The 13549-nt window shown below is 55.8% G+C and carries 10 protein-coding genes; 4 read left to right on the forward strand and 6 right to left on the reverse strand.

From position 1 onward, the window contains the following. Positions 1-9 precede the first annotated feature (9 nt). A complete protein-coding gene (locus THTE_RS10045) occupies positions 10-630 on the forward strand; it encodes a Maf family protein (RefSeq protein WP_095415314.1) in 621 nt (206 codons plus the stop codon). Positions 631-1005: 375 nt separating this feature from the next. Here the strand turns inward: THTE_RS10045 and THTE_RS10050 are convergent, their stop codons facing one another. Together THTE_RS10050 and THTE_RS10055 are read right to left on the reverse strand one after the other, a co-directional pair. Next, on the reverse strand, positions 1006-1332 hold the full coding sequence (locus THTE_RS10050; RefSeq protein ID WP_095415315.1) for an HU family DNA-binding protein: 327 nt from the start codon (positions 1330-1332) through the stop codon (positions 1006-1008). Between the two features lie 377 nt (positions 1333-1709). Further along, positions 1710-2840: a TIGR04053 family radical SAM/SPASM domain-containing protein gene (locus THTE_RS10055; RefSeq protein ID WP_095415316.1), complete on the reverse strand. Its 1131-nt coding sequence runs from the start codon at positions 2838-2840 to the stop codon at positions 1710-1712. 410 nt (positions 2841-3250) lie between these two features. On the opposite strand from THTE_RS10055, the gene THTE_RS10060 reads away from it, so the two are divergent. After that, on the forward strand, positions 3251-5008 hold the full coding sequence (locus tag THTE_RS10060; RefSeq protein WP_095415317.1) for a DUF4091 domain-containing protein: 1758 nt from the start codon (positions 3251-3253) through the stop codon (positions 5006-5008). A gap of 134 nt (positions 5009-5142) precedes the next feature. Here the strand turns inward: THTE_RS10060 and THTE_RS10065 are convergent, their stop codons facing one another. The 4 genes from THTE_RS10065 to THTE_RS10080 form a co-directional block, all read right to left on the reverse strand. Further along, a complete protein-coding gene (locus THTE_RS10065) occupies positions 5143-7419 on the reverse strand; it encodes a BatA domain-containing protein (protein ID WP_095415318.1) in 2277 nt (758 codons plus the stop codon). Next, complete coding sequence (locus tag THTE_RS10070) at positions 7416-8315, reverse strand: DUF58 domain-containing protein (protein ID WP_095415319.1); 900 nt, start codon at positions 8313-8315, stop codon at positions 7416-7418. The genes THTE_RS10065 and THTE_RS10070 overlap by 4 nt, the downstream gene beginning before the upstream one ends. Next, entirely contained in the window at positions 8312-10558 is a 2247-nt protein-coding gene (locus THTE_RS10075; protein ID WP_095415320.1) for a glutamine amidotransferase, read from the reverse strand. Before THTE_RS10075 ends, THTE_RS10070 begins: the two co-directional genes overlap by 4 nt. Before the next feature lie 111 nt (positions 10559-10669). After that, positions 10670-11350: a hypothetical protein gene (locus THTE_RS10080; protein WP_095415321.1), complete on the reverse strand. Its 681-nt coding sequence runs from the start codon at positions 11348-11350 to the stop codon at positions 10670-10672. Positions 11351-12341: 991 nt separating this feature from the next. On the opposite strand from THTE_RS10080, the gene rpmF reads away from it, so the two are divergent. Together rpmF and fabD are read left to right on the forward strand one after the other, a co-directional pair. Further along, positions 12342-12566, forward strand: coding sequence for a 50S ribosomal protein L32 (gene rpmF, locus THTE_RS10095; RefSeq protein ID WP_095415324.1), 225 nt, complete (start codon positions 12342-12344; stop codon positions 12564-12566). Positions 12567-12586: 20 nt separating this feature from the next. Then, positions 12587-13495, forward strand: coding sequence for an ACP S-malonyltransferase (gene fabD / locus THTE_RS10100; protein ID WP_095415325.1), 909 nt, complete (start codon positions 12587-12589; stop codon positions 13493-13495). Positions 13496-13549: the final 54 nt, after the last annotated feature.

Raw genomic sequence — 13549 nt, forward strand, 5'->3', positions numbered from 1 at the left:
CGTTAATACATGACTGACTCACATCGCCGAGAGCTTGTCCTGGCAAGTCAATCTCCGCGCAGAAGAGAACTGCTAGAGCAATTGGGCATCCCCTTCCGTGTTGTTCCACCCGACGACTCTGCCGAGTGCGGCATTTGCAGCGGCGAAAATCCCGCCCAATTTGCCGCCAGAATGGCATTTCAGAAGGCCCGGAATGTTGCCCAGAAGGTAGGACGTGGCTTAATCCTCGGATGCGATACCGTGGTGGAATGTAAGGGGCAACTTGTTGGAAAACCCCGTGACATGGACCATGCCCGAGAGATATTGCATCTGCTGCGGGGCACCGAGCATCGTGTGTTCACGGGAGTATGTCTCTGGGATTATCCGGATTGTTCCCCTGACATCCGCGTGGCCTGCACCCGGCTTATGATGGATTTCATCCCGGATGACGCGATTGAAGAATACCTGCGGACCGGTTTGTGGGAGGGAAAAGCGGGGGCCTTCGGGTACCAGGACCGCTTGGGATGGCTGAAAATCCTTGAGGGAAGTGAGAGTAATGTCGTGGGGCTGCCGCTCGAACTTCTCCAAGAAATGCTCGCGGCGGTGGAAGAAACGGGAAAACAAAGATCCCCGGGTGCACCTGATAACTAGGGACTCACCAGTTGGGACTGACCCGCGGACTATTGGCTGAAGTACTGGAGCCACCTGGGTAAGAGCAGAGAAACGTGGCAGGGAAAGTAGGCAAACTCCCTGCCACGTTGGTACGGCTCAAAGGAAAATGATCCTATGATCCTACCTCCATCTGCGCTAAGTGCCCCGGCTCAGCCGATCTGATGATAAATGGTGCGGCAGGCCGAAACTCAACACACATCCTTTCCCGCAGACGCTCCCGCGGAAAGGACGTAAAGACTTCTGACCGTGGACAGCACCACTTAGCCGCCCGGTGATTGCCACTACGTTTCTCCAGCGGCAGTTACGCGCTAACGGCGTTCAACAGTTTCGGCGATCGCAGGCGACTCGGGCGACTCAGACCATCTCTTTGAGTTGCTTCAATGCCCGAATGCGAACCACGTTCCGGGCAGGTTTCGCGGGGATCGTGATGATCTCATCCGGCTTGCCGGGCTTGGGCATCTGACGGGCAGGCGTCGGCTTGGTTTTGGCCTTCTTGATCTTCAGCAAGCCGGGGAGTACGAATGCTCCCGGTCCGCGAGGGCTCAGGGCTTTTTTCACTTCCTCGGTGAGGGCGTTCAATACCGCCTCCACATCGGCTTTCTTAAGACCGGTCGCTTCTGCCAGAGCCTTCACGAGCTGTGTTTTGGTGAGGGGCTTCTTCTCAGCGGTGTCCTTTGCCATACGCCACGTACCTCCTAAACCATGCGATCCACGATGCGAACCAAATCCGTCCGTCCTACGTCCCGCAACCGCGGGCTCCAGCCACGTTTGTCATGATTAGACCGAATTTTTCCAAGATTTCAAGATGGGAACCTGCAAAAATCCCCGAAAAAACGCCCTTTCGGAGGCAACGCACCACCATCTTGTCCAAAAGCATCGGCTAACTTCCCCGGCTTGTGCAGTTTTTCGGCGTTTTTTCCGCGAAAAGCCCGTTCAGGTGCCCGACACGTGGACTATGGACGAACGAGTGACTTTCCCTCGGGTTTCGCTCGTGTAGCGACACATCCCAGGGACGGCCTCAGCGGTTAACCCCCTGGCAGTCACTCAGCAGGGTTTTTCTAATAAGGCTGAAAAGGAACTTCCGTGTCGGAGAAAAACACGCAGTCCGGTTCGGGGGCGAGATAATCTCCGGTCACCGCATACGACCGAGCCCTGCTGCCGCCACACACGTAGCGGTACCGACAAACGCCGCACTTTCCGCCAAGCAGATTCGGATTGCGGAGCGCCCGAAAGACCTCGTGCTCCTGGTACGTCTTGACAATCGAGTCTTTGGGGAAACGCCCGCACTGGATAGGCAAGAAACCGGCAGGGTAAATCTCTCCCGTATGGCCCACAAACATGATTCCTTTGCCATCGCCGACACCTAGCGTAAGGCGTTTCGCCAGTTGAACTGCCCTGGGTGAAACCTTCTCCTCCGGGAGGTGGCGCAGCTCTTCCAGAACGAACCGGCGGTAATGCGGTGCCTCCGTGGTCTTAATCGCATACGGGCGAGTCTGAGCCTGTTCCCACAGTATTTTGAACACCTGTTCGTATTCCTCTGGTGCAATCCGCTGTTCAAACGCGCCACGGCCGACAGGAACCAGGAAAAACACAGACCACATGTGGATTCCCTGGTCATTCAGCAACTCGGCCATCGCCTCCACCTGGCCGACGTTTCGCTTGGTGATCGTGGTGTTAACCTGGAGGTAGAATCCCAAATCTCGCCCGGCCGCCAGAATCTCCATCGTGCGGTCAAAACTACCCTGCCAGCCGCGAAAGGCATCGTGAGTCGCCGCGTCGGCACCGTCCAGACTCACTCCCAGTGCCGTCACCCCAGCATCTTTTGCTCGTTTCAGAGCACTGGCAGTTGCTAGCGGAGTTGCCGACGGCGTCAAAGCCACATTGAGACCGCACTCCTTGGCGAAGGCGATCAGGTCAAAGATGTCGGGACGCTTAAGCGGGTCGCCTCCAGTGAAGACGATGTTCGGCTTTTTAGGAAACAGCGAGGCTTCCCGAATGAGGGCCTGCGCCTCGTCAGAAGACAGCTCCTCGGGATGCGCGGATGGCTGTGCCGAGGCTCGGCAGTGCTTGCACACCAGGTCGCAAGCCTGGGTAACTTCATAGTAGAGCATGAGCGGGCTGTGCTGGATATCTTTCCAGGAATAGTCCGCGAATCGCTGTGTAAACTGGGGGGCTGTAGATTGGGTCATTGCGTAACTTCCGAACCCAAAACGCAATATGGGCCACAGAGTTGGGTAGTTCCTTTACGGAATTTTAGCTGCCGTCCTCGAATCGGAAAGTCGATTTTCTCAGGCAAACCAATGTGTCGCAAAGACTAAAGCGAGTCGGAACAGAGCGTTTGTTTCCTTTGCTATTTCCGGCAGGAGAGGTTCCGGCCGCGTCGGGTGCGCCCATTGCCTTCCCAGTACCATCCAAGGTTCCTTTACGCAATAATATGACCGGTCCTGAAACATGACGCGATGCCGCGTCCGTTGAGGGGGTCCATAACTTCGTGCGCTCGGATCGCTTCAGTGCGGACCGTTGCGAAACAGTCTCGCGACAGAAGTAGGATCCGCGCCAGGTTACTTGAGTGCGAAGGTATTCTTTGGGGAGGTGGACCATGAAAGCACATCAATCTCGTCGCTGGATTGTCAGTTGCTCGCCAACCTGCGTGGCGATCTTGAGTAGTTTCGTGTGGATTACACTCTATGGATCACTCCTGGCGGAACTAACTGTTTGGGTGGAAACGGCGACGCGATGCTTGTGCCGCGAGGACCTGCCCCCGCAACGTCCCGCGCGTCACATCGAGGTGGCCGCGGCCAGAAATGAGTGGGTTGGTTTTCAGGTCTTCATGCGAAGTTCCCAGCCGGTTCCGCAAATCGAACTTGTTATTACGGCCCCGAAAGGACCTCAGGACGCGACGATAACCCCGTCGAATTTTCGAGTATATCGCGAGCATCAAATCCATATCGTCAACGGGACACATCGCAACGAGGCCTTTCGCCCCGGTTGGTATCCCGATCCCCTTATCCCGAGCCGCGATCCCGTAAAGGACGTTCCACTTCGGGGTAAGTACCAGGCCTTTCCTTTTGATTTACCCGCTGACGAAACACACGGATTCTATGTGGATCTCTTTATCCCTCCAGGAACGCCGCCCGGAAAATACGCGGGAAAAGTTACGGTCCGGGGCAGCGGCGTTAACCAAGTTGACATTCCTTTGTCAATAGAGGTCTGGGACTTCACCCTTCCCAGTACACCGGCGCTCGTGACAGCGTTCGGCTCACCGTCGCAGCGAATGCGTTCTTACTATGCCAAGCGTGCCCGATCAGGGAAGGAGTCACCACCGGAAAATTGGGAAGAAGTGGACCGTCAATGTGCCGCGCTGGTCAGCGAACATCGTATGAATGCTTATCCACCGTCAGAGTGGCTCGCACTGCAACGAAATGACAAGGGGTACCAGTTGCCTGATGAGAGCATCGCCCAGCTTAGGGAATGGATTGATCGTTATCACGTCAACGCGGTTCAAATTCCTTCGCCGGTGGGCAGGGTCAAAGATCCCGCGGAGTCGCCGGAGGATTTAAGGACGTGGCTGGCAGCCTGGGACAAAGCCATCACAGAAATCGCACGCCCTCACGTAATCTTCTACATCTACCTCAAAGATGAACCCAATGACCCGGAGGCGTACGAGTTCGTTCGTCACTGGGGCAAGCCGATTCGTGCGGCGCAGACCAAAGTGAAGGTGCTTGTCGTGGAACAAACTCTGACACAGGACCCGGCCTGGGGCGATCTTTATGGTGCCGTCGATATATGGTGTTCCCTGTTTCCGCTTTACGATGAAGCGACCGCCAAGCAGCGGCAAGCGCTCGGGGAGATTATGTGGGCATACACGGCGCTTTGCCAGGGAAAGCGAAAATCGCCCTGGTGGCACATCGACTATCCACTCCTCCATTATCGTGTGCCGTCCTGGATTTCATGGCGATTCGGAATCACAGGATTGCTTTACTGGGGCGGGATGAGTTATTGGGATCAGGTGGAGGATCCTTGGACGGACGCCAACACATACAGACCTGGTCCTGCCGATCGACCGTTAACCTTCAACGGCGAAGGAACACTCGTGTATCCTGCCAGACCGTGCGGCTATGAAGGTATCGTCCCCTCCTTGCGACTAAAGGCGCTGCGAGACTCAATTGAGGATTACGAGTATTTGGAGATCTTACGCCGGGCGGGTAAGGCCGACCTTGCTCAACGTCTTGTTCTGTCGCTGACTCCCAGTTGGTTCGAGTGGTCGGAAACACCGGAGGATTATGAAGAGGCTCGGCGAAAACTCGCGGAGTTGATTCTCACGTTGCCGCCTGAAACCCGCAATGCCACCCGGTGATGGCGCGTCGAGGCGGGTGTTCTCCTTTGAGCACTCGAAGAAAATCACCGATTCAACCCTGGATTAGACTGCGGCCCCGCATCCATGCCCGACGTACAGCCTGCCCCGGACCGCAGCCGAGCATTGGCGGTTCGTTAACACCACTTTATCGTGACGGCAAGGTCTCTCCAGCCGAGTTGCGGAGCAAGGCGTCGTGTCGGCCTGTAGCTTTCCAGCGGCCGGGGGCGATTTTCGTCATCGCGCGGGCTGAACCAGTTGGAGATAAAGGTCTCAAACACGAGCCCGAGTAGCACGAGGGTTAAGAAAAATTCAGCCAAACTTCTACCGTGTCGCAGAAAATCAAATGTTTTGGACAAATCCTCAGGATCCTCGGCGAAAACCAGGGGAACTCCCGAAAAGGCCTCTTCCAGGGTTGCGTTTTCAATCTTTCCGGGATCGCTTTCGTCGGGGTCCACGTTAACAGCGAAGGCTTTTTGCACCGGCCGAACGGAAGCAAGAAGTCGCAATTGATATACGCCCACTTGATGAGTATCTGTATATCGAAACTCTTTACTTTGCGGCTCAATATTAAACCGCATGAGTGAACCACTTGGGGGCGTTACCTCGACCACGCCCGGCGGAATTTGACCCAAAAATGGTATGATCAGCGGCTGCCCCGCAAGCCCGGCAAATTGTGTCGGTTCACCACCTGCCAGATAGAAAGCGAGTCTCGCCATGAGCGGGGCGAAAATGGGTCTCAGTGGGAAATTCGTCCATTCCACGTGCACGCTGGTTCCAAGGAACAACACTATTCCATGGCCAACCTGTTTTTCCACCAGCAACGGATCCCCCTCGCCATCCAGCCGCAGCAAAACTCTTACCCCATCGGTTTCCGCGGCTTTCGGCTTAACATATTTGTAGACCAGGATTGACTGATAGAGCGATGGTGGCTCTGCGAACCCAGTGAGGGCCGGATGCTGAACGTCGAGCCAGTTCACACGCCAGCTGTCACGACCTTCTTCGGCCTGAGCTGATCTTACAGTGTCTAATGGGATAGGGAGTAAGCCCCCGTTGGCCATTTCATTCCAAGCATTGTAGTTTGCGGGATCGACTTCCTCGCCCGCGATCCACACGAGGCGCCCTCCATTTTGGACAAACGCCGCAAGCTTTTCTAAAACCGTCGCCTCAAGGGACCGCAGATTTACCAGGTAGATGATGCGGTAATTGGAAAGGGGTTCCGTCGTGACTTCATTTGGCGTGAGGAGGGTCGTTTTAATCGACCAGTTTTGGCCCTCGATGGGCTGCAGCGCCTTTTCCAGATAGAAGGAATCATTAAGGTAGGGAATTTCTTTGCGCTCGTTGATAACAATGGCGACGGGAATGGCCGCTTCAATTTCGATTGTGAAAAAGCGCCGGTCATCAAAACGTGCTCCGTCTTCTCCGACCAGTCGTACCTCACCCTGGTGAATGCCTCCCCGATCCAAAGTGAAAACGACCTCGGCGGGGAGGGCACCCTCCGGGGGAATTGTCAGTTCGGGCGTCGTGCCGACTTTATTGCCATCCACGTAGACTTCGGCAACCCGTTGCTGCGGGATGGATGACGCATTGAAGAGTTCGAGCACGACCTTCATGGGTACACCGGCCACGGGAAGCACAGATTGAACGGTCACCTTCCGTACGGCGACGTTGGGCCGCGGGGTCCGCTGACAGTCCACAACGACAATCGGGATTTCGCGTAAACGCCGATCATCCGCGCTGCTCTGGCGGGTTGCGGCGTCCTCGCTTGCTCGATTGCGGTTTTCCTCCAATCCTTCCCAAGCCACATTCTGATTGTCGGTGATGACAAACAGGTAACGTTGCGGAGCCTGCGATTGGGCGAGCTGTTCCCGGGCCTGGTTTAGCAGGGGCATTAGCGTGCCCCGCTCGAAAGTTGGGCCCTGCTGCGCAATCTGAGCCAAAAGCTGCCGGACCTTATCATGCTCACGATCAAATTTGCCAAGTTCGGGATAAAAACGGCCGCTGGTCACCCACAGGGCGACCTCATCTCCTGCCTGAAGTTCCGCGAGAATTTGGTTAACTGCCGCGACGGCCAGTTCAAAACGTGGCCGTCCCTCGTCGATCCACCCCATGCTTGCCGAGTTGTCCAGAACAATGGCCACGGCCGCCTGAGAACCGCCAAACAGCGAGCGGACCTTACTGAGCGTGGGACGGGCCAGCCCAATTGCGATAAGAATAAGAACCGCCATGCGCAGTATCATTAGAAAGATATCTCTGATCTGGCGCCGTCGCCTCGTCTTTTGGACGCTGATTTTCAGAAACCGCAGGGTGCTGAAAGGCAGTTGCTTGGCACGCTGCCGATTGATCATGTGAAGAATGGGCGGAATAATCGCCGCCAGAGCTGCCAGTAAGAAGGCCGCCGCACCGAACGTCATAGCTGGTTCCGCTTAGTCAAATATCGAGAGAGCATAAAATCGTATGGAACAGAAGTGTCCGTCATGACATACTCGACCGCGCTTTCCAAACACGCCTGCCGATAACGGCCGATGAACTCCGCAAGGAGCTTTTGATATTCTTCACGCACATAGAGGGGGTCCACCTGCAGGCGTTCGTCTGTCTCGAGGTCCTGGAAAAGTACCAGGTCATCAAACGGAAAATCGATTTCCGCCTTGTCGAAAACATGAAAGAGAATAACCTCATGTTTGCGATGGCGAAAATGATGAAGAGCGCGAATCACCTTGTCTTCATCATCATAAAGATCGCTGATTAAGATAATGAGGCAACGTCTTTTGAACCGATTGGCCAGCTTGTGAAGCACTTCGGCCAGGCCAGTCTTTTTGCCGGGCGTCAGGTTTTCCAACTGATACATCATCTCATTGAAATGCTGTGGCGAACTCCTTGCCGGCATGTCGAGGCGGATGTCTTCATCAAACACAGTCAGTCCCACGGAATCCTGCTGTCGGACCATCATATAGGACAGGATAGCCGTGAGATAACAACCGTATTCAAGTTTGGTTATTTGCGCGTCGTGCCGGTAATTCATTGATCCGCTCGCGTCAAGCAGTATCTGGACCCGCATATTGGTCTCTTCTTCGTACTGCTTGACATACAGTCGCTCCGTTCGTGCAAACATCCTATAATCCAGATGTCGGGGGTCGTCACCCGGCACATATTCCCGGTGTTCCGCAAATTCCACGCTGAAGCCTTTGTAAGGGCTCGCGTGGAGTCCGCTGATGAAGCCTTCCACCACTCCGCGGGCCACCAATTGCAGATTCTTGACCCTAGCCAGTGCGGACGGCTCGACGTATCGGTAGGCGATCCGCGGGCTCATCGGAGTTGAAACCTCCTGCGGAGAATCCATTCCACCGTAAGGACAGTGACGAACATGGCCCAAAACAGGGGCGGCCAGAATAACGGTTGCTCAACATAGATTTTCTTTTTTCTCTGTTCTTTGTTGAGCTGGTCAACAAGGTAGTCGGCGGCCGAAATATGCGCATACCGCCCCCCTGTATCGCTGGCGATGGCCGTCAGAGTTTTTTCATCGAGGTCGAGCTTCTCAAACTCCAAATACGGGCGGCCTACTTCCACAACGATCTTCTCGGTTGTGAGCTTTTGCTCACCCAGTTCGGCTTCCACTTGAATCTCAAGCGGCCCGCTGAAGCGGGGTTCGTACGAGGCGCTGTAATGTCCTCCTGGTCCCGGACGACTCACCAGGGTCACCTTGTCGGAGGCGCCCGACTTGGCACGAATCGTGGCCACAACCTTGGCTTTGTCGGTGCCCTCTCCTCTTTCGTCGCGCACGACGGCACTGATCTGAATGACTTCGTCCGGCTCGTAAGCGGCTTTGTCAGTACTCGCGACAAGGGACGCCTGAGTTTCCACCTGTTCAAATCGCCCAGCGGCCCAGCGGATGAGCTGGCCCCAGAATTGCAAAAACGGCGATTCCTGATCGAGGACGCGTGGCACCTGCTGCCATTTCCTGGTGGTGTCTCCCGTAAAGACGACTGATCTTCCCTTATCGATCGGCATCACCGCGAGGACCGGCATCCGCTCCGGGGTAATTGGACAGACTGCCAGCACTGTCGCACCTGGCCTGGCGTTCCCCACCCGCGTGCATCCGTCCAGAGGTGGAAGCGTGGAGTCCTCAGGCCCTTTTGATGAAGATGGAAAAAATCTGGCAATGTTGGCCAAAATCGGATGCTGCCGGCCATCGGGCGTTAGCTCCGGCAGGAACGGGTCTGTCACCTGTCCCATATCACGCCCGCCAACCTCTATGGGTAGGATTTCGCCAATGGGAGTTCCTCCGTAACCACCCGGGCCGAGGCTGTGATAACCCCCAAGCATAATCAATCCCGCACCCTCTCGCACCCGCTTGACGATGGCTTGCTGCTGCTCCGCGGACAGATAGCTGCTGTCCAGATCGCCGATCAGAAAGACATCAAACTGGCTGAGTGTGTTTTCGTCAGAGGGAATTTCTGAGAGATTAAGTCCTTCGATATTTGTACGTTTCACAAACACGTTTTTGCGAACCTGTACCATCGCGTAAAACTCAATATTGGGATCTTTAGACAAAAACCGATCTACAATTGCTCCGTACTCCGCTCGGAGAGTTCCCTCGAGATAGAGCACGCGAATTTGTGCCTCGATGACAAGCGCGGAGGCCGACCGCTGATTATTCTCCGCAATTTTCTCCTCACTGACCGGCGGTATCTCGACTGTATACGTGTGTCGGCCTTTCACGGCGGGGCGGTATTCGAAGACGACTTCCTGAGCCCCGGGCTGATCATCCAGGACCAATTCCTTCTCCTCGATAAGCTTGTCGTCTTCATAGAAACCAACTTTGACCACACGTCCCAGCAGTCCTACCGCTTCGACAGAGGCTCGGATCCGGGCCAGGTTGTTGAGCATCAGCCGCTCTGGGCAATCAAGCCCTACAATTTGGATGTCTCTGTACGAGGTGCTGTCCCGCAAACTCGCGCCTACTCCAATCGCATACACGGGGATTCCCAAGCGGGATGAGACTTCCTGAGGTTTACGAGCTGAATTGTGAATTCCATCCGAGAGAAGGAAGATGCCTTCCATTTCATTGCGCGGTGCGGCTTTGGCCGCCGCCACGAGCGCGCGGGACAGCGATGTGGCCTCGCCATCAGGGGAAAGCTCGCCCAATTGGGCAACAGTCAATATTTCACCTGCCCGTTCGGCAAAGGGGATAACAACAAGCTGGAAGTTATCTCGCAGTTTTTCCGCCCATTGCACGATTTTTTCCCGGGCTTGGATAAACCGTGGTACACCGCTGACATCATCACTGATCTTCATTGAGGCCGAGCGGTCGAGCAAAAACACAAGCACCGGCTTGCGATTCTCTTCGCGGTAGAAATGGACCACTGGCCGGAACAGTAACAGCACGACAATCACGATGGCGATGAGCCGGAGAACCACCAGAGTTTGCCATCGGCCGCGCTTCAGATCGCCAAATTTGCGCCAGTAGAAGAAGATGACAAGGCCTGCCGCCACAACGAGCACCAGGCCCATTGTGAAGAAACTTGCACCGTTGGCAAGGGAGATATCAATCACTCGTTACGACCACGCTCTTCTCAATGTTCCGGATATCGTTTCGAGGTTTCCATTTGGGCTGCGGCCAGAAGCTCACGAGTCCCGCTCGAATGGGGACCGACAGCCTGCCAACTACTGCCCACGGGGCCTGGGACCATACACCCCTTTGCCCCCGGTTTTCTTCATGCCTTCCTGGTAGGCTTCCTGACCCAGCCGTATGGCTTTCACGTAGGTAAGCGACTTCAAGTCCTGGCCAACCGATCCTTTGTGCGTCTTGTACAGGATATAACGCATGGGCTCGATCTCGGGTCGGTAGCTCCCCGTTTTTGCCGCCGTTCCGGGATCCGGTTGGATGTAGATCACTTCGGACAGCGGCCCTTCAATGGTCCTTCCGTCGGTGAGCGTGATGCGATGCACGTATTCGCGCAGGGGATATGTCCGACCGGTGTATTCCTTGACGTCGGAAGTGGTCTCTTTGAACCGCCATTCTTTTTCCATTTTTTCGCTGACCACAACGGATTCAATCTGTTTGACGCGATTGAGAGGAATCTCCCGTTGTCGCTGCAACTGAGAATCGTAAATCTTCAGCCGCTTGTCACGCGTCATATAGATTTTCCCCACAATGATTTCCCCGCTCGAAAGCTCGATGTAACCGGGAACGGCGTCTTCGCGTTCCGTCGTTCTTGGACCAAACGGGTTGATGGCGGGGGGCTCCTCCGCAGAGAGGATATGGACAACGACGCACAGGAAAATGAGCCCTCCAAAACCAAAAATGGGAATACCGAAATTTCGTAAGTCCGAGCTTTTCCCCATTGTGTCACCTCGTCCGACGCATTCGGTCCTGGACAAGACCTGAACTTGCACCCAAGTGATTCACATCACCATGGAAGCCCAAATGCCTATCTGTGGCCTTGCGATTCTTGAGCCACCACGCATCCAATTTCTCATTGTGGTCAAAAAATTGGGCCGTCGCTACCTCCGCGCTCCGACCCTTCCGGCCATGTTGGAAAGTGACAGTTCCCAGCCGGCGTTCCGTCCCACAACGATTAGCAATCTGGGCTTCGTTTGTCCTGCCCAAAGCTGAGCTAAAGGCAACCAACTGTTCGGGGAGTTCTGTCTCGTGAGGGGGGTTTTTGCGGATGCACCCGAAATCCAGACCGCCGGGTGACAGAGGACCGCTCCCGAGCTCCGTCATTAATACCAAAGTCGGACGCAGAACCTGCCTCCCAGAACGTCGGCCACTGCCGCTCTGCCGGAGCCCATTCGTTTTCCGAATCCCTGTTGGGCGAAAATTCGGGCTTGACGAAAGTCACGAAGTTTCTTGACAAAACTCGTGAAATATCTCGCCAGGGGGGATTCATGAATCGCCCCACACCGCTTTGAGCACGCCTAAACAGGTCCCGGCGCAGCTGTCCGCTAACTGCCTCCACGTTCATGTACCATTGCTGAGTTGCAATCCGGAAGGGGCAATTCATTACCGCCGCAATGTAATTCCTGCGCCGTCATCCACCCCCACAAGTGGGTGAATTTCAGGTGCTTCCCCACGTTGACGTCGTAATCGGAATGCCGTAACATACGAATTTCACGCGCTGAGAGCCCAGCCGCGCCGAAGCGGAGGCAGGAAAGCCTGTACTGCGCGGCTCTCAGCGGTGCAGGGGTCGGAGTGCCAACCAGAATCGACGCGATTTGGCCCCTCAATAGTAGGGTAGCCTACTGTGATAGGTGGGCTTTTCAATGCCGCTCAGCATCTGAGTGGTGTCAACGGGTCTGGAAGAATTCGTTTTTGAAGGAACGGAACGTCGAGATGGCTGTCCCAAAAAGACGACAAAGCAACGCGCGTACTGGATCGCGGCGGGCGCACGATCATTTGATCGTTCCCCCGCCCACCTACTGTCCCCAGTGCAATGCCCCGGTTCCATCGCACGTCATGTGCCCCCGGTGCGGGCATTACATGGGGCGGACACTGACGGATATGGAGGAGCTCGAACGGCTGAAAAAGCAGCGCCAGGCACGTAGGGGCAAATCCTGACGAGGTCGAGTGAGGCAACCTTGAGCAGAATTGCATTTTTGTTTCCAGGTCAGGGCGCGCAATTTGTAGGGATGGGCCGACGGTTGTATGAGACCCTCCCTGCAGCAAAACAGCTCTATGATCGCGCAAGCCAAATTCTTGGCTACGACCTCGCCAAGCTTTGCTTTGAAGGGCCGTCAGAAGATCTCGACTCGACGGTCATCAGCCAACCGGCGATCTTCGTGACAAGCTTGGCCGCCCTCGAATCGCTGCGTGCTGATTCCCCCGATGTTGTGCTCTCCTGCGAAGCGACGGCCGGATTGAGCCTCGGGGAATACACGGCCCTGGTATTCGCGGGGGTCATTGATTTTGAGGACGGCGTGTGGCTCGTGCAGAAGCGCGGAGAAGCCATGCAGGAGGCTTCCGATGCCACCCCCGGCGGGATGGTAAGTATTCTGGGGTTGGAAAGATCCGAGGTGGAACGACTTTGCGAGGCGGCGCGGCAAGGTGAAATCCTACAGATTGCCAATCTGCTGTGTCCCGGAAACATTGTCGTTTCTGGAATGTTGAAGGCGTGTGAACGGGCGGCGGAGCTGGCCTCGCAATTTGGCGCCATCAAGGCGGTCCCGCTCGCCGTTGCGGGGGCTTTCCACACACCCATCATGCGGCCGGCGGATGAACGTCTGGCCGAGGCCCTCGAACGAATTACTCTCCGCAGGCCGAGAATCCCCGTGATTTCGAACGTCGATGCGCGACCGCACGACGATCCCGAAGAGATTCGCCAATTGCTAATTCGACAGGTGGTTCAGCCCGTGCTCTGGGAGGACTCCATGCGATACCTTCTCGCCGAGGGATTCGACACTTTCTACGAGGTAGGTCCTGGGCGAGTCCTGCGCGGGCTACTGCGCCGAATCGACCGAAACGCCACGTGCCAGAATGTGGAAGTCTAGGCGAGTCGGATATCCCGGACGACAGGTAGGAAATGGTCGCTGACGGTGCAGCAA

It is taken from the genome of Thermogutta terrifontis (assembly GCF_002277955.1).
Classification (GTDB): Bacteria; Planctomycetota; Planctomycetia; order Pirellulales; family Thermoguttaceae; genus Thermogutta; species Thermogutta terrifontis.